Genomic DNA, 22,338 nt, shown 5'->3' with positions numbered 1-22,338 from the left:
CGATGTTTGGCTCGATACTCATTGCGAACAGGGGCGAGATCGCGTGCCGGATCATCCGTACGGCGCGGCGCATGGGGTTGCGAACGGTTGCTGTCTATTCCGACGCCGATGCGGGTGCCCTGCATGTCGAGATGGCCGATGCCGCGATTCATATCGGCCCTTCTCCTGCGCGCGAGAGCTATCTTGTCGGGGACCGCATCATCGGGGCGGCGCATGAAACCGGCGCTGAGGCGGTCCATCCGGGGTTCGGGTTCCTTTCGGAGAATGCAGATTTCGCTCAGGCGGTCCTCGATGCCGGCCTCATCTGGGTCGGCCCGACGCCGGCATCGATCCGCGCGATGGGGTTCAAGGACGCCGCGAAAAAGCTGATGGCCGAGGCCGGGGTTCCCGTCACTCCCGGATATCTGGGTGAGGATCAATCTCCCGAGCGCCTTTGTCGAGAGGCCGAGGGGATCGGCTATCCCGTGCTCATCAAGGCCGTCGCGGGCGGCGGCGGCAAGGGGATGCGGCGGGTCGAACGGTCTCAGGATTTCGCTGCGGCGCTTAAGAGCTGCCAGCGCGAGGCCGCGGCGGCGTTCGGCGATGCGCGGGTCCTGATCGAAAAGTACGTATCCAGGCCCCGCCACATCGAGGTGCAGGTTTTCGGGGACATGCACGGCAACGTCGTACACCTCTTCGAGCGCGACTGCTCCGTTCAGCGCCGGCACCAGAAGGTGATCGAAGAGGCACCCGCACCGGGTATGGACGCGGCAACGCGCGCGGACATCTGCGCGGCTGCCGTCCGTGCCGCCAAGGCTGTGGACTATGTGGGGGCAGGGACCGTCGAATTTATCGCCGACGCCTCGGGCGGGCTGCGCGCCGACCGCGTCTGGTTCATGGAAATGAACACCCGCCTGCAGGTCGAGCATCCCGTGACCGAGGAGATCACGGGCGTCGATCTCGTCGAGTGGCAATTGCGCATCGCCGCGGGCGAGACGCTGCCCAGAGCGCAGGACCAGATTTCGATTGACGGATGGGCCATGGAGGCCCGGCTCTATGCCGAAGATCCGGCGAAGGATTTCCTGCCGTCCATGGGCCGTCTGGAACGCTTCGCGCTGCCCGGTGGCCTGCGTATCGAAACTGGCGTGCGCGAGGGCGATGAGGTGACGCCCTTCTACGACCCCATGATCGCCAAGCTCATCGCGCATGGGAAGACGCGGGACGCGGCAATCGGGCGGCTCCGTGATAGCTGTGCGGGTGCATCGATCTTTCCCGTGCGTACCAATGCGGGCTTCCTCGTCCGCGTGCTCGACAATGGGGCTTTCCGCGCGGGCAATGTTGATACCGGCCTCATCGCACATGCCGGCGTCACGCTTGCGGCGGCACCCGAACCCTCGGAGAAGGCGCGCTCCGCGGCCGCGGCCGCCATGCTGCCGCGGTCCCGCGATGCCTGGGGCGCGCTCGCAGGGTTTCGCGTGAACGCACCCGCAGAAGGGGAAATTCGCATGCGGTTGGGCGACGATACCGTCACAGGGCTTGTTCGAGATGTCTCCGCACTCGATGCGATCCGGCATGGAGACGGTGTTCTCGTCACCGAAAACGGAGAGACATGGCGTTTTGCGCCCCCTCGTACCGAAGCTGCCCACGCGGCGGCCGGGGACGGGGCCATCGCCGCGCCGATCCCGGGCACGGTCACCGCGCTTTCGATTGCCGACGGTGACGCGGTAAAAGAGGGCCAGCCGCTGCTGGTCCTCGAAGCCATGAAGATGGAATATACGCTGACGGCGCCGTTCGCCGGCCGCGTTGTGCTCGGTACGGCCTTGGGGGCGCAGGTCGAGGAAGGAGCAATCCTCGTGCGGATCGAGGAGGAGGGGGCATGAGCGGACGCTGGTTCGAGGAGTGGAGCTTGGGGGATACGATCGTCCATCCCATCCGCCGCACGGTGACGGAGACGGACAACCTCCTGATCTCTACGCTCACGCACAACCCCCAACCGCTGCACCTCGATGCCGAATACGCGGCGACGACCGAATTCGGCAGGATCGTCGTCAACGGCACCTTCACGTTCGCCCTGATGGTCGGGTTAACCGTCGAGGAGACGACCCTCGGCACGCTCGTCGCCAATCTGGGCTACGACAAGGTGCGTATGCCTAAGCCGGTGTTCATCGGCGACACTTTGAGGGCAGAAACCGAGATCGTTGAAGTACAGGCCTCCAAAAGCCGCCCCAATGCCGGAATCGTCACTTTTGCTCATCGCGCGCGAAATCAGCACGGCGACGTGGTCTGCGAATGCCTGCGGACGGCGCTTATCAGGAGGCGGGAAGCATGAGGTTGCGCTCGCTCCTTTTTGTGCCGGGCGATCGGCCGGATCGCATGGAAAAGGCGGTCGCGAGCGGCGCTGACGCTGTGATCCTGGATCTCGAGGACTCCGTTTCGCCCGACCGCAAGCCCTGGGCGCGGAAGGATGTCGCAGCGTTTCTTTCCCGGGCGGGGCGGGACGTGCCGTTGCTGGTGCGGATCAATTCCTTGAGTTCGCCTCTGGCGCGGGACGATATCGCCGTCGTTCTGTCCGCAAAGCCGGATGGTCTCGTGCTGCCCAAGGCCGAGGGCGCCGCGTCGGTCCGCGACCTTGCGGCGATGCTGGGGCTGTCGGCGGTCAAGGTTCTCCCCATCGCCACGGAAACCCCGAAATCGGTCTTCACGCTCGGGACATTCGAAGCCGTCGCGGACCGGCTCCTGGGCCTCACATGGGGCGCCGAGGACCTTTCTGCTGCCGTCGGTGCCGCGACCGCACGCCAAGAGGGCGGACGCTTCACGGCACCCTATGAGACCGTCCGATCGCTCGCCCTTTTTGCCGCGCACGCGGCCAGCGTACCGGCGATCGACACCGTCTATCCCGACATCGGCGACAGCGAAGGTCTCGCTGGCTTTGCAGCGCGCAGCCGCCGCGACGGGTTCTCGGGCATGATGGCGATCCACCCTTCGCAGGTGCCGGTCATCAATGAGGCCTTCACCCCGAGCGAACGCGAGCTTGTCGAGGCGCGGGCGATCGTCGAGGCCTTTGCCGCCAGCCCCGGGGCCGGCGTGTTGCAGATCGAGGGGAAGATGGTCGACCTGCCGCATTTGAAGGCAGCCCGGGCATTGCTGGGCCGCGCGGAATAGAATGCAGGCGGGTGTAGCGCAGGGCATTACAGGTCCAGGATCACTGTCCTGAATGTCAAGGAAAGACGCCGACCGCGCTCAAACCTCAGGCCATCGATGACATCGGTCTTGCGCGCCGGTATGCCGTGTTTCCAGCTGAAGCGCGCATCGTCATGGAGCACGAGGAGACTGCGAGGGTGAAGGAGCCGTGAGGTGGCCCGCCCGGAGTGGGCTTGAGTAAACTCCATCACGCACGCCGAACCGAGGCTGAGAGACGCTATGGTTTTGCCAAAGCAGGGCTGGCAGTCGATGTGAGGCGCGATGCCCTGGCCGGGCTGATATTCGTTGATGATGATCTGGTCGGGGCGCTGGTCGAAAATGCGGTCCCTCCAAAGTCGATCTGCGAGTGCCTCCAGCCAGTCCGGCAGTGGCCCGAGATATGCATCGTGGGTGACGCGTCTCGATTTGTAGTCATACCGAAAGCCGTAGTGTTGAACACGCCGCTTAAGGTCCGTAAGCCAGGGCTGGTCATCGATGAGCCGTAGCAGCGAAGCTTCGTGCTGCTTGCCAATATAGTCCGGCAAGTAGTGTGCAGCGGGCGGGAGCATTGGCGGAGCCTCGTTGATCCAAACCGGACGCTAGCAACCGAGCGCAGTTACGTCACTCTTTTACCTTAGCCGGTTGCCTGCATCCCTGGGTTGAGCTTGGCCGGTAAAAGGCAGTGGGGTCTCGGGAGGAGCGGCGCTAGCGCGTGATCGTGACGCCAAAGTGTTGAACAAGCGCGTCGACCATTGCATCGCCCATCGCCTGACGCGTTTCGACCGTCGCCGAGCCGATGTGCGGCGCAAGGACCACGCGTGGGCTGGTTCTGAGCGCTTCGGGAACGTTCGGCTCGGTTTCGAAGACGTCGAGCGCTGCGCCGGCAATGCGGTTGCCCTCAAGGGTGGCAATCAGCGCCTTTTCGTCGATGATCGGGCCCCGTGCAACATTAACGACGTATCCATCCGGACCCAGGGCGTCGAGCACTTCGGCATCGATCAGGTGCACGGTTTCGGGCAGGAGCGGGCACGTTACGATCAGCATATCGGATGCCGCCGCAAGGTCACGTGCATTGGCGTGGTAGGGATAGTCGACCGGCTTGGGGCGCGGCCCCGAATATGCGATCCGGGCGCCGATGCATTCAAGACGCTTGGCGACCGCGGCGCCGATGTGTCCCATGCCCACGATCCCCACATTCATTGCGCCAAGCGATCGGGTGAGCGGCATTTCGCCGGTCGGCCAGTGCCCGCCACGGACGTGCAGATGGCCATTCATCATGTTGCGCGTGACGCACAGCGCCAACGCCAGGGTCAGGTTGGCGACCTCTTCGGCGAGAATATGCGAGGTATTGGCGATCGCGATGCCGCGCTCGCGGACATAGCCGGTGTCGATGTTCTCGATGCCGGCGCTGTAGCTCGATATGAGTTCGAGATTGGGCAGTCTGTCGATCAGTTCCTTGGTGATCGGCGTCTTGAGCACCGCGATACCCCGGATGTCGGTGCCTTTCGCGTCGAGCAACGCGTCGGCCTCCTTCGCGTCGCCGGGAAGGACGTGAACGTCGAACGCCTCATTGAGGTCATCGATGTGCCTTTGGGCAACGTCGGCCGCCAGCAGGATCGCGATCTTGCCGCTCATGGTTCATCCCTCATCCGTTTGAATACCCGATAGCCGCTTATTGCAGGAATTTGCCGCCGAGGAAACTCGGGCTGTCACCAGGCGAGCGGCCATTAGGTCAGATGAAGGGGCACCTTCAACAGACCGGACGCCTGCGCCACCGGTCTGATCCGCGGCGCTAGCCGGCCTCCTGCCGGAACCCGGTATAGTTCTCCGCGAGTGCGCGGCGGGCGTGAACCGAGGCCTGGAGGTAATCGAAATCCGCACGCTGTATCTTGCGGCCAAAGGGGCCGGTTTCGGGGAAGGTGTGAAGCAGCTGGGTCATCCACCACGAGAAGCGTTCGGTGCGCCACGTGTTGGCGATAAGCTTCTCCGAATAGGCATTTATCCCCGCGTCGGATTTCTCCGCGTAATGCTCGGCGAGCGCGGCGGCGAGGAGACCGACGTCGTGGATCGCCATGTTGAGGCCCTTGGCGCCGGTCGGGGGCACGATGTGGGCGGCGTCGCCGGCGAGAAAGAGGCGGCCGAAGCGCACTGGTTCGGCAACGAAGCTCCGTAGCGGGGCGATGGATTTTTCGATCGAGGGTCCGGTCTTGAGCGCCTCGGCGACCTCGGGGTTGAGGCGGGCACGCAGTTCGTCCCAGAATTTTTCGTCCGACCAGTTTTCGACCTTCTCGCTCGCGTCGACCTGGACGTAGTAGCGCGAGCGGGTGTGGCTGCGCATGGAGCAAAGCGCGAAGCCGCGGTGGTGGTGCGCGTAGATCAGTTCGTCGGCGACAGGCGGTTGCTCGACGAGGACGCCGAGCCAGCCGAAGGGATAGACGCGTTCGTAGATGTTGAGCGCGGCCTCGGGCACGGACTGGCGGGAGACGCCGTGGAAGCCGTCGCAGCCGGCGATGAAATCGCAGGCGATCTCGTGGGGCTCACCGTCCTTTTTGTAGCGGACTTTGGGGGTGGCGCCGTCGAAATCGAGGATTTCGACGTCCTCTGCCTCGTAGACGGTCCTGGCGCCGGATCGGGTGCGGGCGTCCATCAGATCGCGGGTGACTTCGGTCTGGCCGTAGACCATGACGTGGCGGCCGATCAGGCCCTCGAAATCGATGCGCAGCATGTCGCCGTCAAAGGAGAGCTCGACACCCTCGTGCACGATGCCTTCGGCGTTCATGCGCTCGTCGACGCCGACCGAGGAGAGGAGTTCGACCGAGGCCTGTTCGAGGACGCCGGCGCGGATGCGCGAGAGGACGTAGTCGGCGCTCTTGCGCTCGAGGATCACCGCGTCGATGCCTGCCTTTTCAAGCAGGCGCCCGAGCGTCAGCCCGGCGGGACCGGCGCCGATAATCGCAACCTGTGTGCGCATGATCTCTCCTCCGTGTTCGGCCGGAGAATGCGTGGCAGGTGGGGATTTTCCAATGGACAGGGCGGACAAAGAGTTGGATTATCCGAACATGAATACCATCCCGACATATGCGCTCTACGGGGAAAGCGAAACAGGCAGCGAGAGTTGGCTGCACTGGGAGACGATCACCTCGCGCTCGCAGCTTTACGGCTTTCACATCGCGCCGCACCGGCACGAGCAGCTTTTCCAGGTCCTTTATCTGGCCAGCGGGGTTGCGGAGGTTGCGATCGATGAGGAGAGCCGGACGCTGACGGGGGCGTCGCTCGTGACCGTGCCGCCGCTTATCGTCCATTCGTACCGGTTCAGCCCCGATGTCGAGGGCGTGGTGCTGACGCTTTTTGCGCGGGATGTGCGCGCGGTGCTCGCGGATGTGTCCGAAATGGTCGAGGACGTGATGCGGCCGCGGATCGTCGCCAACCTCGCGGCGCGGGGGGTGGAGGGGGAGATCGATCACGCGGTGCGGCGTCTCGTCGTCGAGGCGGACCGCGAGGCGCCGGGGCAGATCGCGGCGCTCAAGGCGCGGCTGATGCTGCTTTTGCTCGCGATCTGGCGGCTGGACAGCGCCGGGCTTGGGGGCAAGGGCGACAGGGCCGAAATGCTGGCGCGGGATTATCAGGCTCTGGTTGATGCGCATTTCCGGGAGAGCCGGGCAGTTCCGTTTTATGCGGGAAAGCTTGGGATCACGCCGACGCACCTCAACCGCGTGTGCCGGCGGGTGTTCGGCGCCTCTGCGCTCGCGGTGATCGAGCGGCGCGTGGTGCTCGAGGCCAAGCGGTATCTGCAGTTTTCCGCGCTTTCGATCAAGGAGATCGGGATTTTGCTGGGGTATTCCGATCCGGCATATTTCAGCCGGTTCTTCGCGCGGCGGGCGGGCACGGCGCCGACGACGTTTCGGGGGCGGGTCAAGCCCGCGGACGACGATAGAGCGAGAGAGGGTGCGCAACCCCCACGTTCACCCTAAAGCCCCAGCTCAGCGATCGTTTCACGCAGCGTCCGCGTCAGGATATCGACCGAGGCGTTGGTGGGGGTGTCTTCGCGGGTGGTGAGGCCCACGGCGCCTCTTGTGTCGGCGGTGTCGACGGGGAGCAGTTCGAGGCGGCCGGCGGCAAGTTCGCGGTCGATCACGCCTTCGGAAATGATCCAGACCGCGTCGTAGTCGAGAACGAAGGCGCGGCCGAAGGAATCCGATACGGTTTCGATGGCGCGGGGGAAGCTGGCCTGACCCTGGGAGAGCAGGAAGCGGTCGACGAAGGGGCGGATGACCGAGCCGGTGGGAGGCATCAGCACGATATAGTCGCGCAGCGCGGCGAAGTCGAAGCGCGCCGCGGCGAGAAGGGGATGGCCCTTGCGGACGGCGAAGCGGACCTGTTCGGAATAAAGATAGTCGAAATGGAGCCCGCTCATGTGTTCGGGCGCGGCGAGGCGGCCGATGACGAGGTCAAGGACGCCCAGACGAAGCTGGTCGAGCAGCACCATATTTTCGCCGGTCACAACCTTTATGGGGCTGTCGGTATCTTCCTTGAGAAACAGCGCCATGGCGCGGGGCATGATGCGGGCCGAGACGGTCGGCAGTGCGCCGACGCGGACCGGCGGGCCGGAATTGCCGCGGTCGAGGCTGTCGATGCCCTGCTGGATTGCGGCGATGGAGGCGCCGGCGTGGTGCAGGAAGACCTCGCCATAGCGTGTGACGCGCACCCCCCGACCTTCCTTTTCGAAGAGCTTGACGCCGAGGATCTCTTCGAGTTCGCGGATGGTTTTGGACACCGCTGGCTGGGTGACATGAAGGACCTCTGCGGCCTTGCCGATGGACCGCTGGCGCGCGGCTTCGATGAAGGTGCGCAGGTGGCGGAAGCGGACGCGGCTGTCGATCATGGGCGCTCTTTTCGCGTGGCATAGGACGGGGATGGGCGCATCGCCATCTCATCACTGAGCGGTTATGATTATGGCTGGATGTTTCATTTTACAATACCGATTGCCGCTAACATTATAGCGGCACCAAAAGGAGGTGCGCGGTTTGCAGTTTGCGCGACTTGAAGATGTGACGATCCACTACCGGCTGTCGGGCCTGTTGGCCGACAAGCCCGTGATCGTGATGGTCAATTCGCTCGGGACCGACCTGCGGATCTGGGACGATGTCGTCCAGGCGCTCGAAAGCGACTATGCGGTGCTCGTTTACGACAAGCGCGGGCACGGGCTTTCCGATCTCGGCACGCCACCCTATCGAATAGAGGACCACGCGGACGATCTCATCGCGCTTCTGGCGTTTCTCGGCATCGGCAAGGCCGTCTTTTGCGGGCTTTCGGTTGGCGGACAGGTGGTGCAGGCGGTCTACGCCAGAATGCCGGAACTTGTGGCGGGGATCGTCTTTTCCAATACCGCGCCCAAGATCGGCGACGCGGCGTTCTGGGACCGCCGGATCGCAGCCGTCGAGGCCGGAGGGCTGGAAGCGATTGCCGAGGGGGTGCTCGAGCGCTGGTTCAGCGCGGGATTCCGGCAGCGTGAGAGCGGTGATTTTCCGGGCTATCGCAACATGCTGCTGCGCCAGCCGGTGGACGGATATACAGGAACATGCGCGGCGATACGGGATTTCGACATGAAGGCGCAAGCCGGAGAGATCGCGGTGCCGGCAGCCTGCATCGTGGGCAGTGCCGACGGCGCGACGCCGCCGGATCTGGTGAGCGCGTTTGCCGACCACATCGCGGGCGCAAAGTTTCATCTCATCGAAGGGGTCGGGCACATCCCGTGCGTCGAGGCGCCCGAGCGCGTGAGCGCGATCATCCGCGATATCGCGGAAGCGGCATTTTCCGAGCAAGGAGCACAAGAGGCATGAGCGAGCAGCACGACGCGCGGGCGCGCTACGAGGAGGGATTGGCCACACGGCGGGCGGTTCTGGGCGAGGATTATGTCGACCGGAAACAGGAAAGTGCGACGCCGTTCGAGGCGCCGTTCCAGACGCTCATCACCGAGGCGGCCTGGGGGCATGTGTGGTCGCGGCAGACCTGGAGCAAGCGCGAGCGCTCGATCGTCACGATCGCGCTGCTCGCGGCGCTGGGGCACTATGAGGAAATGGCGATGCATGTGCGCGCCACCCGCCGCACGGGCGCGAGCGAGACGGACCTCCAGGAGGTCATGATGCATGTGGCGATCTATGCCGGGGTGCCGGCGGCCAACCATGCGATCGGTATCATCCGCGATATTTTGGCTGAAGATGTGGGAGCGGGGGCATGAACGAAACGTTGTCCAACAGGCGCAAGGAAGCGGCGCCGTTTCCGGCGCGCGACCGGAACTGGCATCCGGCGGCGGATACGCCGGGGTATAAGTCGACGGTGCTGCGGGCGCCCAAGAAGGCGCTGATCGCGTTCGAAAGCACGCTCTCGGAAAAGACCGGGCCGGCCTTCGGGCACAACATGCTTGGCGAACTCGACAACGACCTCATCCACAACTTCGCCAAGGCCGGGGGGTCGGCCATCGGCGAGCGGATCGTCGTGCACGGGCGTGTGCTCGACGAGATGGGACGCCCGGTGCCCGATGTGCTGGTGGAATACTGGCAAGCCAATGCCGGGGGCCGCTATCGCCACAAAAAGGAGTCCTATATCGCTCCGCTCGACCCCAATTTCGGCGGCTTCGGGCGGTCGATCACCGATCGGGAAGGCTATTACTACTTCCGTACGATCAAGCCCGGGCCGTACCCCTGGCCGAATGGGGTCAACGACTGGCGGCCGGCGCATATCCACTTTTCGGTGTTCGGATCGGGGTTCGCGCAGCGGCTCATTACGCAGATGTATTTCGAGGGCGATCCGATGGTTGCCAAGTGCCCCATCCTCAATACGATTTCGGACAAGCGGGCCGTCGAGCAACTGACTGCACCGCTGGATTGGGCCAATTCGATTCCGATGGACAGCCTTGCCTACAAGTTCGACATCGTGCTGCGGGGGCGGCGCTCGACGTTCTTTGAAAACCGTGCGGAGGGGAACTGATGGTCCAGGCGCTCAACCAGTTCAAGGAAACCCCGTCGCAGACCGCGGGTCCCTACGTCCATATCGGCGCGGTACCGAACTTTTGCGGCATCACCGGAGTATATCCCGAGGACCTGGGCAAGACCATGGTTTCGGATGGCGTGCGCGGGGAGCGGATTACGGTGACCGGCCGGGTGATCGATGGCGGGGGGAACCCTGTCGGCGATTGCGTGGTCGAGATCTGGCAGGCCGATGCGGGCGGGATCTTCAACAGTCCCGAAGAGCACCGGGCGGGCGCGGATCCATACTTCACCGGCTTCGGGCGCTGCCCGGCGGATACCGACGGGCGCTATAGCTTCGAGACGATCAAGCCGGGGCCGGTGCCCGGGCCGGGCGGCGCGACGATGGCACCGCACATCACGTTCTGGATCGTCGCGCGCGGGATCAATATCGGGCTTCATACGCGGATGTATTTTTCCGACGAGGAGACGGCCAACGCCCAGGACCCCGTGCTCGCCATGGCGCGGCCGCTCGGGCGCGAGGCTACGTTGATCGGCAAACGCGAGGGCGATACGGTGCGGTTCGACATCCATCTCCAGGGTGAGAACGAGACGGTGTTCTTTGACGTCTGATCCTTCATGACCGCATCCCCCTTCGACCATCCGCTCCTTTCGGGTCTTCTCGGCGATGACGAGGTGTCCGTGCATTTGGGCGCTGCGGCCGACCTTGATGCCATGGCGGCGTTCGAGGCGGCGCTGGCGCGGGCCGAGGCGGCGGCGGGGCTTATTCCTGCGGAGGCGGGGCCGGCGATTGCCGGGGCGTGTGCCCAATTCGTCCCCAACCGGGGCGATATCCGCATAGCGGCCGCGCGCGACGGGGTGGTGGTCGTCGAATGGGTGCGGCAATTGCGCGCCGCGGTGCCCGAAGCGCATCGCGAATACGTGCATTTCGGCGCGACGAGCCAGGACGTGATCGATACGAGCCTCATGGTCCGGCTCAAGGCGATCCTCTCGCTTTTCGAGGACCGGCTGGGGCGTATCGTCGAGGCCTTGGGCGTGCTCGATGGTCGGTTCGGGGGCAACCGGCTGATGGCGCGGACGCGGATGCAGGACGCGCTCGAGATTTCAGTCTCCGGCCGGATCGCGGATTGGCGGCTGCCGCTCCAAAGGCATATCGATCGGCTCGCGGCGGTTCGGGAAGCGGTGCTCGTCCTGCAATTGGGCGGCGCGGTGGGCGACAGGGCCAAGTTCGGCGAAAAGGCCGGCGAGGTGGTGGCGCTGATGGCGGCGGAGCTGGGGCTTTGGGCGCCGGACAAGGCGTGGCACAGCCAGCGTGACGGCATGTTCGCATGCGCGTCGTGGCTCGCCGGGGTGTCCGGCACGCTGGGTAAGATAGGGCAGGATATCGCGCTCATGGCGCTTGCCGGGGATGGGCAGATCGCGCTTGCGGGCGGTGGGGGATCGTCCGCGATGCCGCACAAATCCAATCCCGTCGCCGCCGAGGTGCTGGTGGGTCTTTCGCGGTACAACAGTACGCTGGTTTCGGGCATGGGGCAGGCAATGGTGCACGAGCAGGAGCGCTCGGGCGCGGCATGGACGCTCGAATGGCTCGCTTTCCCGCAGATGCTGATGACGACCGGGGCGGGGTTGCTTCTGGCCGAGAGATTGCTGGGGGCGGTCGAGGGGATGGGCGCGTAGACCCACTCGTCGCGCGCTGCACGAACCGGGTGCTGCCGCTAGCCCTCCAACCTGTCGGCGTGTTCGCGCTCGCGCCACCAGAGCTGGCGCGCGAGGCTGTCGGCCCTGTCGCGGAAGCGGCACGTGTCGCAATAGCGTGGGGCGCAGGCGGGCTCCGGGAAAGCGTTCCGGTAGTCGATCTGGCTGGGGAGCAGATCGACGTCCGCAATCTCCGTATAGGGTTCGGTATAGGCGAGGCAGCAGCCGGATTTGTGGGTGGCGCACGCGGCGCCGAAGCGCGTTTGCAGCTTTTCGATGTGGGGCTGCCGCTTCCACGGCATGCCGGGGAGCGCGCATAGCGCACGCAGCGTATCGAGCCGGTCCTCGGTGATCGCGATATGCTCTTGATAGGTGAGCGCGCTGGCGATGCCGTCGGCGATTTCGGGCCAAAGGCTTTTGGGTTTGGCGCGGGAGAGGGTTGCGAGCGCTTCGACGAGCGGCGTCATGGTGGCGATGGCCGCGGCCATGACGCGGGCGTGGCGTTCACGACGCGACGGGACGATCTCGACGGCCTTTTGTCCGGCCCAGGGATGGTCCGGGGCGACGATCGCCTTGATGGGGCCGACGAGTTCGAACCGGTCGGGCCAGCCGCCGGGATGGAGATACCACTGGGCGGCTTCGGGCGTGATGAGGAAGCCTGCATCCGCAGCGATGAGGCTGTAGGCGAGCGCGCCAGTGGCGCGGCCGGGGAACCATGCGGCCATATAGGTCGCGGCGGCTGGTGCCGGCGCCCGGTTTTCGACGAGCCGGGCGTGAAAGCTGCGCAGGATCGCAGCATCCTCGGCGAGTAGGTCGGGGAGTGTCACGCGGGTGTGCCGGGTGCCGGGCGGCGCGGTGAAATGATACGGAAAAAGCCCGGCGAAATGGGTTTGTGCCCAGGCCTGCGGCGTTGGGGCGTCGAGGATCGGGGTCGCGTGCGGGTACGGTTGGGGTGAGGCCATGGTGCGCGCGGGCAGCCGATCTGGATAGAAGTTTATATGAGTAGGTCGCTCATGTTTACCTTTACGCGATGATCCAGCCCGATGCAACGTCCTCAGGGCCGCGTTTCGGTCAACGAGCCACGGGCAAGGGTCAGGGTGCGGAGGTTCAGTCCCGCCGGCAGGGCGGCGTGGGTGACGAGGAGCACCGTACGGTCCGCAAGGGCACGGGGGAGGTCGGAAAGGAACGCCAATTCGGTCTCTCGGTCGAGACCGGCCGTTGGCTCGTCGAGCGCGACGATTGCGGCCGGGGAAAGGAGCGTGCGCGCGAGGCAGAGGCGGCGGAGCTGGCCCGCCGAGAGCGTCGCGCCGGTCTCCCCGACCATGGTGTCGAGACCCGCGGACAGGGCGCGGATCGTATTGTCGAGCCTGGCGGTTGCGAGCGCGGCGAAGAGTTCGGCGTCGGTTGCCTCGGGTCGGGCTATGAGGAGGTTGTTGCGGACGGTATCGAAAAAGACCGGGCTGTCCTGACTCAGCAGCGCGATGCGGGCGTGGAGGTTTGCAAGGCTGACGTCGCGGATGTCGGCGCCGGCAATTGCGATGCGGCCTTGCTGCGGGTCCGCGAGGCGAAGGAGCAGGTTGAGTAAGGTGGATTTGCCCGCGCCGCTGGGCCCGGCGATGGCGACGTGTTCGCCCGGGGCGAGCGTGAGGTCGAGGGCTTCAAGGACCGGCTCGCCCTCCGGGTAGGCGAAGCCGACGTTTTCGAACACGATATCGGTGCCAGGGGGAAGTGCCACGGGCCGGGCCGGCTCGCGGATGGCCGGGGGGAGGGTCGCGATGGCGTGGAGGCGTTGGGCCGAGGCGGCAGCCGTGCCGAACTTGCCGACGGAACGGACGATGGCGCTGGTGGCTTCGAAACTGCCCATGACGCCGAAGACGAGTCCTGCAAGAACCGGCCCCGAAAGTGCGCCTTGCGCGAACGCTGCGAGCCCGAAATAGAGTATTGCGGCGAGTGCCAGGCCGGTCAGTGCCGCGACCGCGCCGGATGTGAGAGCGGTTGCGAGCGCCTGGCGGCGGCGCAGACGGCTCAGCGTTTCGCCGGCCGTGGCGAAGCGGGCGGCGGCGTAGTCCTTGCGGCCGAAAAGGGTGATGTCGTCGTGCCCGGCGATGGCGTCGAGGACGTGGGTGCGCAGGTCCGCAGCCGCCGTAACCAGGGCCGCGCCGGTCTTCCGGGTTGCGGCGGCGAGCAGGGCCGGCAGCGCGATGGCGGCGGCGAGGAGGGCGGAAAGATAAATCCAACCGGCCGCGGGCAGGAGCGCGAAAAGAATTGCGCTCATGACGCCGCCGAGGATGAGCGCGGCAAGAAGCGGGCCGATGGCGAGCAGAACGATTTCGTCGAGCGCGTCGACGTCGGCGGTAAGGCGCGAGACAAGATCGCCGTGGCGCAGTGAACGATCCGGCAGGGGCAGGCGCGGGAAGAGCGCGCCAAAGAGCCATTGCCTTATGGTGGAGAGGAGTTTGAGCGTCGCGTCGTGTCCGACGAGCTTTTCGAAGTAGCGTGCGAGAATGCGGATAAAGGAGAAGCCCCGGACGGCTGCGGAGGGAGCGAAGAGATTGAACGAGACGGCGCCGGCGAGCGCGGTGGCGGTAAGGAACCAGCCTGAGACGCCCAGCAGGGCCGTGCCGGCGGCGAGGGTTATGAGCGAAAGCGCCAGCGCCAGTGCGAAGCGCCTGACGTGGGGGCGCAGGAGCGGTGCGAAAAAGAGAAGCGCCTTCATGCCTGGTGCCCCCGGGACGGTGCGGCCGAATCTTCGTGCCGCACCGCGGTCGGGAACAGTTTGCCGCCCGCCAGCGTCATGACCTTGTCGACACGGACGGCGACAGCGCGGGCGTGGGTGAGAACGATCAGGGTGCGGCCCTGGGCGAAGGCGAAGATGTCATCGAGCACCCGCGCTTCGGTTTCGGGATCGAGATGGGCTGTGGGTTCATCGAGAACGATGAGGCCGGGGTCGGTCAGAAACAGCCGCGCCAGCGCGATCCGCTGAACCTGTCCGCCCGACAGCCCCTCGCCGCCTTCGCCCACGCGCGTATCGAGCCCGTCGGGCAGCATATCCGCGAATGCGCTTACGTGCGCGCGGTCGGCGGCCAGGCGGATGGCGGTGGGCGGCGCGCCGGGCGCAGCGAACCCGATATTTTCGGCGATGGTGCCGAAAAAAATGCGCGGCCTTTGCGTGATGAACGCGACGCGCTTGCGTAAAGCCGATTCATCGATGGCCGCCAGTGGCGTGCCGTCTATCGCGATCGTACCTTCATGGTCGAGCAGCCGGGTGATGGCGCGCGCGAGCGTCGATTTGCCGATGCCGCTCTCGCCCATGATGGCGAGATGGCTGCCCGGGGCAAGCGAAAGATCCAGTCCTTCGAGGATGGCGCGGCCGGTTTCGGTGCGGATCGTCAGGTTTCTGACGTCGAGTGCGGCCGGGCCGGCGGCAACCGGCGCGGGGGCCTCCGCTGCCGCCGCGGAGAGGGTATCGATGCAGGCGAACTGTGCTTCGATTTCGGCGAGCGCGGATCTGGCAGCGGCGCGGTCGTGGTAATGCGCGGCGAGCTGGCGAAGGGGGTTATAGACCTCCGGTGCCATAATGAGTGCAAAAAGCCCGCCGGTCAGTGTCAGCCCGGGATGGATGGGGATGAAGCCCAGGAAGGTGAGCCCGACATAGAGCGCGACGCCGGCAACGCCGAGAGCGGCGAAAAATTCGAGGATGGCCGACGAGAGAAAGGCAATGCGCAGGACTGCGTTGGTGCGGCGGCGCAACGCTTCGCTCGCGTCGTAGACGGCGACGGTCGCAGCATCGGCCTGGCCGAAAAGCTTAAGCGTCAAAAGGCCGCGCAGGCGGTCGGCGAAGTGGGCTGAGAGCGCGGCGAGGGCCTTGGCCTGCCGGTCGGTTGCGGCCTGCGCGCCCCAGCCCGCCAGCGCCATGAAAAGCGGGATCAAAGGCGCGGTTATGAGGAACAGCAGCCCGACGAGCCAGTCGACGGGGACGACGATCGCGGCAAAGGCGAGGGGCAGGATGGCCGCATTCACCATGGCAGGGATATAACGGGCGAAGAAGGGGTCGAGTGCTTCGGCCTGATCTACGAGCGCGGCGGTGACGGCGCCGGAGGCCGGGGCGAGGCCGAGCGCGCGGCGTCGGTCGAGGAGGTGGCCGAAAAGCTCGCGCCGGAGCGAGAACTTGATCCTTTCCGCGCCGATCTGGCCGGCCTGTTCGGCGAGAACACCGAGCGCTGCGCGCAGGACGATCAGGCAGGCGATACCGAGAATCATGGGCCAGACGGCGGAAAGCGGGGCATGGCCCTGGACGGTCCGGCCCAGCACATTGGCGAGAAGTACGGCCTGGAGCACCAAAAGGGTGCCGGAGATCAGCGGAACGACGATGGCAAGGGTCGCGTGCGCCCCACCCCTGGCGCGCAGGCCCTTCAGCCTTCGCAGTTGTGAGCGTTCGTCGTCTTTGTGCTGGACCTCCGGCATAGCGGTCCTTTTTTTGGTGCCCCCCTGCCCGAAGGAGAGAGGGGGAGGCAGAGGGGCTAGCTGCTGGACGCTTATGCAGCCGTCCAATCGATTAGGGGATAATTTGGGGGCGTTCTTTGATGTGGATCAAGTCCCCCGTGGCAGCATGCCGCGCGACATCCCCACGTCTTCCCGGCGCAAAGTTCGGGGCGCTAGGATGGTTGCGTGACCGCGGTGGAACGCGTCTGCGGTGCGCTATCGCATTGATTTGGATCAATGCTTGCGTCTCTGGCGCGTTTACCACCCCGGTATGGCGGGCCATAATGCCTGCCAGAGATACAGGGGCAAGTTCTCATGATCGATCAACTCGTCGTAGATCTGTCGCGCCTGCAATTTGCGGCCACGGCGCTCTACCACTTCCTGTTTGTCCCCCTCACGCTCGGTCTTTCCTTCATGATGGCGATCATGGAGAGCACCTATGTGATGTCGGGGCGCGAAATCTGGCGCAAGATGACGCTGTTCTGGGGTACGCTTTTCGGCATCAACTTTGCCATGGGCGTGGCGACAGGCATCGTCATGGAATTCCAGTTCGGGATGAACTGGTCGTACTACAGCCACTATGTGGGCGACGTCTTCGGGGCACCGCTTGCCATCGAGGGGCTTATGGCCTTCTTCCTCGAGGCAACCTTCATCGGGCTTTTCTTTTTCGGGTGGAACCGGCTTTCCAAGGTCGGGCATCTTGCCGTCACCTGGCTCGTGGCGCTGGGCGCGAATTTTTCCGCGCTCTGGATTCTCATTGCGAACGGCTGGATGCAGTATCCGGTCGGCGCGGTGTTCAATCCCGATACCATGCGGATGGAGATCACCGATTTCATGGCGGTGGTGTTCAACCCCGTGGCGCAGGCGAAATTCGTCCACACGGTGAGCGCCGGCTACGTTGTCGGTGCCGTATTCGTTTTCGGCATATCGGCGCTCTTTGCGCTGCAGGGCAAGCATCTCGAGCTGGCCAAACGGTCCATGGTCGTGGCCGCGAGCTTCGGGCTGGCCTCAGCGCTCTCTGTGGTCGTTCTGGGCGATGAAAGCGGCTATGTCGCGACCGAGCACCAGAAGATGAAGATCGCAGCCATAGAGGCGATGTACGAAACGGAGCCGGCGCCGGCGGGCCTGAGCCTTGTCGCGTTCCCGCTGGGAAATGGCGAAACCTTCGAAATCAAGGTTCCGTGGGTTCTGGGTATCATAACGACACGTTCGTTCGATACCGAGCTGCCGGGTATCGAAGACCTCATCGAGCATGCCGACGAGCGCATCCGCGAGGGGATCGGCGCGTACACGGCACTCGCGACGCTCCAGGATAATCCCGAGGATACCGAGGCGCGGCAGACCATCGTGGAAAGCTGGGACACGCTCGGCTATGCGCTCCTGCTCAAACGGTATCGCGACGACATCGAAAATGCGACCGACGCGGAGATCGCGATGGCGGCGCAGGATACGGTGCCGGACGTCTGGCCGCTGTTCTGGACCTTCCGGCTGATGGTCGGGATCGGCTTCTTCTTCATCGCATTCTTCGCCTTTGCCTTCTGGAAGGCTTCGCGCGGGACGCTCTTGACGCACAAATGGTTCCTGGGAACCGCCGTAGCGGTCCTGCCTTTGCCGTGGCTCGCGGCGGAAGCGGGCTGGGTGATCGCCGAATACGGGCGACAGCCCTGGGCCATCGAGGGCGTGTTGCCGACTTTTTACGCGGCTTCGAGCCTCACGGTGACCGACCTCGTTCTGAGCCTCACCTTCTACGTGACGCTCTACACAGTGCTCGCGATCATCATGGTCATTCTGATGGTCAAGGCGATCAAGGCCGGGCCCAAGGACTATGCCGCGCTTCTGAGCGGCGAGCCCGAGGTGACCGAAGCCGAAGACGCGCGCGGCGCGCGGACCGTCCCCGCGGAATAAGGAGCAAGGACAATGGACTATATTCCCATCGACTACGAGAGCCTCCGCCTCATCTGGTGGGCTCTGCTCGGCGTCCTGCTGATCGGGTTCGCGATCATGGGCGGGATGGATCTCGGGATCGGTACGCTATTGCCCGCCGTCGCCCGGACAGACGAGGAGCGGCGCGTCCTCATCAACCTCATGGGGCCGACCTGGGAAGGCAACCAGGTCTGGCTGATCCTCGGGGGCGGAGCGATCTTCGCGGCTTTCCCGCCGCTTTATGCGGTGTCGTTCTCGGGCTTTTACCTCGCGATGATCGTCATTCTTCTGGCGCTGATCCTGCGGCCCGTGGGGTTCAAATTCCGCGGCAAGATCGCTGACGACCGCTGGCGCGCAGTGTGGGACTGGGCGCTCTTTATCGGTGGCTTCGTGCCGGCGCTGATCTTCGGTGTGGCGATGGGCAACGTGCTCCAGGGCGCGCCGTTCGACCTCGACAGGACGCTGCGGCCCTCATATCAGGGATCGTTCCTCGGGCTGTTGGGGCCGTTCGCGCTGGTTGCCGGGCTCGTCAGCGTCTCGATGGTCGTGACGCTCGGCGCATCGGTCATCGCGAAGCGGACGAGCGGGGAGATCGCCGAGCGCGCGGCGCGTTACGGGCAGTGGTCTGGGCTCGCCGCAATCGTGCTCTTTGCGCTTGCGGGGCTCTGGGTCGCCTTTGGGCTTGAGGGCTATGCGATCACCTCGCAGGTGGCGACCGATGCGGGGTCGAACCCGCTCGCCAAAGCGGTGACGCGGCAGACCGGGGCGTGGCTCGTCAATTATGGCGTGCATCCCTGGACGATCGCCGCGCCGGTCCTCGGCTTCGCCGGGATGGCCCTGGCGGTTGCGGGGCTTAGAACCGGGCGCGACATTGTCGCGATCCTTTCCTCCGCCGTCGGGATTTTCGGAATCGTCTCGACGGCGGGGCTCTCGATGTTCCCGTTCCTCTTGCCGTCGTCGCACAATCCCGATGCGAGCCTCACGGTGTGGGATGCGTCGTCGAGCCATCTGACGCTGTTCGTCATGCTGGTCGCGACGGCCTTCTTCATGCCGATCATCATCGCCTATACGAGCTGGGTCTATAAGGTGATGAGCGGGCCGGTGAGCGGCGACAGCGTTTCGAAAAACCCCAACGCGTACTGAGGAGAATTCGCTATGTGGTATTTTTCCTGGATTTTGGGCGTGGGGCTGGCGTGCAGCTTTGCAATCCTGAACGCGCTGTGGTTCGAAATGCGCGAGGATAGGCGCGAGAAGCGCTGAACGCAGGCGGCTTCCGGTGCCGCTTTGCTATGGTACCGGCCGCGGCGCTATCCTTACGGCGTCCGCCGGACGCTGGGCGGTGTCGGGGCGCCGGTCGAAGACTGCGAGGTGCGCCCTCATCGCCGCTTCGGCGCCGGGTGCGTCGGCGCGCAGGATGGCGGTGACGATCGCGTCGTGCTCCTCGTAGGACTGCGAGAGGCGTTCAGGATGGGCGAAAAGCGCGCGCCGAAAGGGGGCGAGCCGTGCGCGAGTGAGCATTGCGAGTTCGGCGAGATAGCCGTTATGCGCGCCTTCGCAGATGCGGTCGTGGAAGCGCGCGTTATGGGCCTCATAGGCGTCGACGGCGCTGGTGCGGACATGGTTGGCCGAGGCCAGGTGGGCCTCTTCAAGGCGGGCGCGTTCGACGACGGTCATGCGTTCGGCAGCGAGGCGGGCACAGGCGGCTTCGAGCGCGCCCATGGTTTCGAACATCGAGACGAGCCGGTCGTCCCCGATGCTCGCAACCACTGCGCCGCGGTTGGGGCGGCGTTCGACGAGTCCCATGGCGGCGAGCTGGCTCAGCGCTTCGCGGACCGGCGTGCGCGACACCTCGAATCGCGCAGCAAGCCCGTGCTCGTCCAGCCGCGCGCCGGGTAACCATTCGCCGTTAACGATCGCTTCGGCGATCGCGCGGACCATATCGTCTACCGTCGTGCCCTTGCGGGCGGAAGGCTCTCCGGTCAAAGCGTCATCCCTGATGCGTGCGCGGAGGATTGCGGCGCGCGATTGATCAACCGCTATTCCGTGACGCGAAATTAATCAAGTGTTGTGCGGTAGCGGCTCATAGCCGCGGCGGAAACGACCAAAACGAAGATCGCGAGCGCGGCCAGGCTCGGCCAGGTATCGGCCATGCCGACGCCTTTGAGGAGCGCGCTGCGCACGACGCGCAGGAAGTGGGTCACGGGGATCGCCGTGCCGATCGCCTGCGCCCATTCGGGCATGCCGCGGAAGGGGAACATGAAGCCCGAGAGGAGAATCGAGGGCAGGAGGTAGAAGACCGACATCTGCATGGCCTGGAGCTGGCTTTTGGCGACGGTGGAAAAGAGGAAGCCTAGCGCCAGCGAGCCGACAATGAACATCAGCACCCCGAGGATCAGCGCATCCCATCCCCCCGAAAGCGGCACACCGAAAATCAGGCGGGCGAGGACAAGGATGATGACGGTCTGGATGAAGCCGATCCCGACATAGGGCGCGAGCTTGCCGATCATCACCTCGATAGGTTCGACCGGGGTCGAGAGCAGGGTTTCCATCGTGCCGCGCTCACGCTCGCGCGTGAGGGCTAGGGCGGTCATCATGACCAGCGTCATCGTCAGGACGATGCCCAGGAGCCCCGGCACGATGTTGTAGGCGGTGATCGCCTCGGGGTTGTAGCGCCGGTGGATGACCATCTCGAACGGCGGCACGGCGGGCGCGCGGGCGGTGGGGCCCGAAAGGTCGTGGGCGAGCGCCTGGGTGGGCAGGTTGGCGAGCGCAGCCAGTGCGCTGCCCACGGTGGTGGGGTCCGAAGCGTCGGCTTCGACGAGCACTTGCGGATCGTTGTCGCGCACCACGCGCCGGGAGAAGTCGGCGGGGATGGTGACGGCAAACTGGGCGGCGCCGGTTTCGATGGCGTCATTGATGTCTTCGGGCCCCCGGGCCTCTTCGGTGAAGGTGAAATAGCCGGTGTTGCGGATGGCGGCGGCGACCGAGCGCGAATAGGCGGAGTTGTCGAGATCGAGTAGGACGGCAGGCAGGTCGCGCGGGTCGGTATTGATGGCGAAACCGAAGAGCAGCAACTGCATGATAGGCACCCCCAGGATCATGGCGTAGGTCAGCCGGTCCCGCGTGAGCTGGATGAACTCCTTGATCATGACCGCCGTGATGCGGGTGCCGGAGATCATTGGAAATTGTCCTCCGAGCGGTTCATCAGGTGAATGAACACGTCCTCGATGGTCGGGCGGCCGGGGTGCCAGGTGTAGGGCGCCTTGTCGAACGGCGCGATGGCGGCCTTGAGGGCTTCGGCGTCCGGGCCGCTCACGTGGATCGAGGAGCCGAAGGGGGCGACCATCTCGACGCCGGGCTGGCCGGCCAACTCGGCGACGAGCCGGTCGGCTCCGGCGCCTTCGCCGACATAGGTCGAAAGTCCCGAACGGTCGACGAGTTCGTCGACCGTGCCGCGGGCGATCAACTGACCGTACGCAATATAGGCGATGTCGTGGCAGCGTTCGGCCTCGTCCATATAATGGGTCGAAACCATCACGGTCAGGCCTTCGGCGGCGAGCGCGTGGATCTCGTCCCAGAACTCACGGCGGGCCTTGGGATCGACGCCGGCGGTCGGCTCGTCGAGGAGCAGCAGGCGCGGCTCGTGGAGCGTCGCGGCGGCAAGGGCGAGCCGCTGCTTCCATCCGCCCGAAAGCGCGCCCGCGACCTGACGGCGGCGGGTCTCGAGCCCGAGCTTGACCAGCGCCTCAGTGACGCGCCTGCGCCGGTCGGTCATGCCGTAGACACGGGCCACAAACATGAGGTTTTCCTCGATGGTCATGTCCTCATAAAGCGAGAACTTCTGTGTCATGTAGCCGGTCAGCCGCTTGATGCGGCGCGAATCCCGCACGATGTCGAGCCCGAAGCACGAACCCGCGCCGCTGTCGGGGGTCAGAAGGCCGCACAGCATGCGCATCGTCGTGGTCTTGCCTGAGCCGTTGGGGCCAAGGAACCCCGTGACCTTGCCCTCGGCGACCGTCAGCGAGACGTCGCGGACGACGTGCTTGTCGCCGAAGCTCTTATTGAGGTTTTCGACAACGATGGCGTCGGCCAT

22 protein-coding genes are annotated in these 22,338 nt (G+C 65.2%); 12 read left to right on the top strand and 10 right to left on the bottom strand.

Translation table 11 applies throughout. The features are described from left to right. Window positions 1-2 precede the first annotated feature (2 nt). From LSG43_RS12300 to LSG43_RS12290, 3 genes are read left to right on the top strand one after another with little or no spacing between them, the layout of a single operon-like run. Entirely contained in the window at window positions 3-1,859 is a 1,857-nt protein-coding gene (locus tag LSG43_RS12300; protein ID WP_231804499.1) for an acetyl/propionyl/methylcrotonyl-CoA carboxylase subunit alpha, read from the top strand. Then, entirely contained in the window at window positions 1,856-2,308 is a 453-nt protein-coding gene (locus tag LSG43_RS12295) for a MaoC family dehydratase (RefSeq protein WP_231804498.1), read from the top strand. Before LSG43_RS12300 ends, LSG43_RS12295 begins: the two co-directional genes overlap by 4 nt. Beyond that, window positions 2,305-3,141, top strand: a complete 837-nt coding sequence (locus tag LSG43_RS12290; protein WP_231804497.1) for an HpcH/HpaI aldolase/citrate lyase family protein — start codon at window positions 2,305-2,307, stop codon at window positions 3,139-3,141. The genes LSG43_RS12295 and LSG43_RS12290 overlap by 4 nt, the downstream gene beginning before the upstream one ends. Window positions 3,142-3,167: 26 nt before the next feature. On the opposite strand, the gene LSG43_RS12285 is transcribed toward LSG43_RS12290, so the two are convergent. The 3 genes from LSG43_RS12285 to pobA all read right to left on the bottom strand — a co-directional run bounded on the left by LSG43_RS12285 (window position 3,168) and on the right by pobA (window position 6,130). After that, window positions 3,168-3,728, bottom strand: a complete 561-nt coding sequence (locus LSG43_RS12285; RefSeq protein ID WP_231804496.1) for an alpha-ketoglutarate-dependent dioxygenase AlkB — start codon at window positions 3,726-3,728, stop codon at window positions 3,168-3,170. A 136-nt stretch (window positions 3,729-3,864) separates the two neighbouring features. Next, complete coding sequence (locus LSG43_RS12280; protein WP_231804495.1) at window positions 3,865-4,794, bottom strand: 2-hydroxyacid dehydrogenase; 930 nt, start codon at window positions 4,792-4,794, stop codon at window positions 3,865-3,867. Between the two features lie 157 nt (window positions 4,795-4,951). Then, window positions 4,952-6,130: a 4-hydroxybenzoate 3-monooxygenase gene (gene pobA, locus LSG43_RS12275; protein WP_231804494.1), complete on the bottom strand. Its 1,179-nt coding sequence runs from the start codon at window positions 6,128-6,130 to the stop codon at window positions 4,952-4,954. Between the two features lie 88 nt (window positions 6,131-6,218). Here pobA and LSG43_RS12270 point away from each other — a divergent pair, with 88 nt between their 5' ends. After that, entirely contained in the window at window positions 6,219-7,130 is a 912-nt protein-coding gene (locus LSG43_RS12270; protein WP_231804493.1) for a helix-turn-helix domain-containing protein, read from the top strand. Here the strand turns inward: LSG43_RS12270 and pcaQ are convergent. After that, complete coding sequence (gene pcaQ / locus LSG43_RS12265; RefSeq protein ID WP_231804492.1) at window positions 7,127-8,041, bottom strand: pca operon transcription factor PcaQ; 915 nt, start codon at window positions 8,039-8,041, stop codon at window positions 7,127-7,129. The genes LSG43_RS12270 and pcaQ overlap by 4 nt on opposite strands. Window positions 8,042-8,183: 142 nt before the next feature. Here pcaQ and pcaD point away from each other — a divergent pair, with 142 nt between their 5' ends. The 5 genes from pcaD to LSG43_RS12240 are packed head-to-tail and all read left to right on the top strand — an operon-like array spanning window position 8,184 to window position 11,822. Continuing rightward, window positions 8,184-8,999 (top strand): 3-oxoadipate enol-lactonase, encoded by an 816-nt coding sequence (gene pcaD / locus LSG43_RS12260; RefSeq protein WP_231804491.1) that lies wholly within the window; start codon window positions 8,184-8,186, stop codon window positions 8,997-8,999. Further along, the gene (pcaC, locus tag LSG43_RS12255; RefSeq protein ID WP_231804490.1) at window positions 8,996-9,397 is read left to right on the top strand and encodes a 4-carboxymuconolactone decarboxylase; all 402 of its coding nucleotides are present in this window, start codon (window positions 8,996-8,998) and stop codon (window positions 9,395-9,397) included. The genes pcaD and pcaC overlap by 4 nt, the downstream gene beginning before the upstream one ends. Further along, a complete protein-coding gene (gene pcaH / locus LSG43_RS12250) occupies window positions 9,394-10,146 on the top strand; it encodes a protocatechuate 3,4-dioxygenase subunit beta (RefSeq protein ID WP_231804489.1) in 753 nt (250 codons plus the stop codon). The genes pcaC and pcaH overlap by 4 nt, the downstream gene beginning before the upstream one ends. Continuing rightward, a complete protein-coding gene (pcaG, locus tag LSG43_RS12245) occupies window positions 10,146-10,757 on the top strand; it encodes a protocatechuate 3,4-dioxygenase subunit alpha (RefSeq protein ID WP_231804488.1) in 612 nt (203 codons plus the stop codon). The genes pcaH and pcaG overlap by 1 nt, the downstream gene beginning before the upstream one ends. Before the next feature lie 6 nt (window positions 10,758-10,763). Continuing rightward, on the top strand, window positions 10,764-11,822 hold the full coding sequence (locus LSG43_RS12240) for a 3-carboxy-cis,cis-muconate cycloisomerase (RefSeq protein ID WP_231804486.1): 1,059 nt from the start codon (window positions 10,764-10,766) through the stop codon (window positions 11,820-11,822). Window positions 11,823-11,860: 38 nt separating this feature from the next. Here LSG43_RS12240 and LSG43_RS12235 read toward each other — a convergent pair whose 3' ends face one another. From LSG43_RS12235 to cydD, 3 genes are all read right to left on the bottom strand, one after another. Beyond that, a complete protein-coding gene (locus LSG43_RS12235) occupies window positions 11,861-12,802 on the bottom strand; it encodes a hypothetical protein (protein WP_231804484.1) in 942 nt (313 codons plus the stop codon). Between the two features lie 92 nt (window positions 12,803-12,894). Further along, window positions 12,895-14,556 carry a thiol reductant ABC exporter subunit CydC gene (cydC, locus tag LSG43_RS12230; RefSeq protein WP_231804482.1) on the bottom strand — a complete coding sequence of 554 codons (1,662 nt, stop codon included), beginning with the start codon at window positions 14,554-14,556 and terminating at the stop codon, window positions 12,895-12,897. Continuing rightward, on the bottom strand, window positions 14,553-16,304 hold the full coding sequence (gene cydD / locus LSG43_RS12225; protein WP_231804480.1) for a thiol reductant ABC exporter subunit CydD: 1,752 nt from the start codon (window positions 16,302-16,304) through the stop codon (window positions 14,553-14,555). Before cydD ends, cydC begins: the two co-directional genes overlap by 4 nt. A gap of 336 nt (window positions 16,305-16,640) precedes the next feature. Here cydD and LSG43_RS12220 point away from each other — a divergent pair, with 336 nt between their 5' ends. Genes LSG43_RS12220 through cydX form a run of 3 tightly spaced genes read left to right on the top strand, consistent with a single transcriptional unit; the run spans window position 16,641 to window position 19,505 of the window. Beyond that, a complete protein-coding gene (locus LSG43_RS12220; RefSeq protein WP_231804699.1) occupies window positions 16,641-18,227 on the top strand; it encodes a cytochrome ubiquinol oxidase subunit I in 1,587 nt (528 codons plus the stop codon). 12 nt (window positions 18,228-18,239) lie between these two features. After that, window positions 18,240-19,388, top strand: coding sequence for a cytochrome d ubiquinol oxidase subunit II (gene cydB / locus LSG43_RS12215; protein WP_231804478.1), 1,149 nt, complete (start codon window positions 18,240-18,242; stop codon window positions 19,386-19,388). Window positions 19,389-19,400: 12 nt separating this feature from the next. After that, window positions 19,401-19,505 (top strand): cytochrome bd-I oxidase subunit CydX, encoded by a 105-nt coding sequence (cydX, locus tag LSG43_RS12210; protein WP_231804476.1) that lies wholly within the window; start codon window positions 19,401-19,403, stop codon window positions 19,503-19,505. Window positions 19,506-19,532: 27 nt separating this feature from the next. On the opposite strand, the gene LSG43_RS12205 is transcribed toward cydX, so the two are convergent. From LSG43_RS12205 to LSG43_RS12195, 3 genes are all read right to left on the bottom strand, one after another. Continuing rightward, window positions 19,533-20,183 (bottom strand): GntR family transcriptional regulator, encoded by a 651-nt coding sequence (locus LSG43_RS12205; protein ID WP_231804697.1) that lies wholly within the window; start codon window positions 20,181-20,183, stop codon window positions 19,533-19,535. A gap of 116 nt (window positions 20,184-20,299) precedes the next feature. After that, window positions 20,300-21,424, bottom strand: coding sequence for an ABC transporter permease (locus LSG43_RS12200; RefSeq protein ID WP_231804474.1), 1,125 nt, complete (start codon window positions 21,422-21,424; stop codon window positions 20,300-20,302). Further along, entirely contained in the window at window positions 21,421-22,338 is a 918-nt protein-coding gene (locus tag LSG43_RS12195; protein ID WP_231804472.1) for an ABC transporter ATP-binding protein, read from the bottom strand. Before LSG43_RS12195 ends, LSG43_RS12200 begins: the two co-directional genes overlap by 4 nt.

Source organism: Pelagibacterium xiamenense (assembly GCF_021166475.1).
GTDB classification, from domain to species: domain Bacteria; phylum Pseudomonadota; class Alphaproteobacteria; order Rhizobiales; family Devosiaceae; genus Pelagibacterium; species Pelagibacterium xiamenense.
The sequence above is the reverse complement of the archived record's forward strand: the minus strand, read 5'-3'. Positions and strand labels throughout refer to the sequence as shown.

Bases quoted from the DNA above. Each gene is read 5' to 3' on its own strand.
- LSG43_RS12235 (WP_231804484.1), bottom strand. From the start codon at position 12,802: ATGGCCTCACCCCAACCGTACCCGCACGCGACCCCGATCCTCGACGCC.
- LSG43_RS12290 (WP_231804497.1), top strand. From the start codon at position 2,305: ATGAGGTTGCGCTCGCTCCTTTTTGTGCCGGGCGATCGGCCGGATCGC.
- pcaC (WP_231804490.1), top strand. From the start codon at position 8,996: ATGAGCGAGCAGCACGACGCGCGGGCGCGCTACGAGGAGGGATTGGCC.
- LSG43_RS12300 (WP_231804499.1), top strand. From the start codon at position 3: ATGTTTGGCTCGATACTCATTGCGAACAGGGGCGAGATCGCGTGCCGG.
- pcaG (WP_231804488.1), top strand. From the start codon at position 10,146: ATGGTCCAGGCGCTCAACCAGTTCAAGGAAACCCCGTCGCAGACCGCG.
- LSG43_RS12205 (WP_231804697.1), bottom strand. From the start codon at position 20,183: ATGGTCCGCGCGATCGCCGAAGCGATCGTTAACGGCGAATGGTTACCC.
- LSG43_RS12280 (WP_231804495.1), bottom strand. From the start codon at position 4,794: ATGAGCGGCAAGATCGCGATCCTGCTGGCGGCCGACGTTGCCCAAAGG.
- cydB (WP_231804478.1), top strand. From the start codon at position 18,240: ATGGACTATATTCCCATCGACTACGAGAGCCTCCGCCTCATCTGGTGG.
- LSG43_RS12285 (WP_231804496.1), bottom strand. From the start codon at position 3,728: ATGCTCCCGCCCGCTGCACACTACTTGCCGGACTATATTGGCAAGCAG.
- LSG43_RS12270 (WP_231804493.1), top strand. From the start codon at position 6,219: ATGAATACCATCCCGACATATGCGCTCTACGGGGAAAGCGAAACAGGC.
- pcaQ (WP_231804492.1), bottom strand. From the start codon at position 8,041: ATGATCGACAGCCGCGTCCGCTTCCGCCACCTGCGCACCTTCATCGAA.
- cydC (WP_231804482.1), bottom strand. From the start codon at position 14,556: ATGAAGGCGCTTCTCTTTTTCGCACCGCTCCTGCGCCCCCACGTCAGG.
- LSG43_RS12200 (WP_231804474.1), bottom strand. From the start codon at position 21,424: ATGATCTCCGGCACCCGCATCACGGCGGTCATGATCAAGGAGTTCATC.
- LSG43_RS12195 (WP_231804472.1), bottom strand. From the start codon at position 22,338: ATGGCCGACGCCATCGTTGTCGAAAACCTCAATAAGAGCTTCGGCGAC.
- pcaH (WP_231804489.1), top strand. From the start codon at position 9,394: ATGAACGAAACGTTGTCCAACAGGCGCAAGGAAGCGGCGCCGTTTCCG.
- LSG43_RS12240 (WP_231804486.1), top strand. From the start codon at position 10,764: ATGACCGCATCCCCCTTCGACCATCCGCTCCTTTCGGGTCTTCTCGGC.
- pobA (WP_231804494.1), bottom strand. From the start codon at position 6,130: ATGCGCACACAGGTTGCGATTATCGGCGCCGGTCCCGCCGGGCTGACG.
- cydD (WP_231804480.1), bottom strand. From the start codon at position 16,304: ATGCCGGAGGTCCAGCACAAAGACGACGAACGCTCACAACTGCGAAGG.
- LSG43_RS12295 (WP_231804498.1), top strand. From the start codon at position 1,856: ATGAGCGGACGCTGGTTCGAGGAGTGGAGCTTGGGGGATACGATCGTC.
- cydX (WP_231804476.1), top strand. From the start codon at position 19,401: ATGTGGTATTTTTCCTGGATTTTGGGCGTGGGGCTGGCGTGCAGCTTT.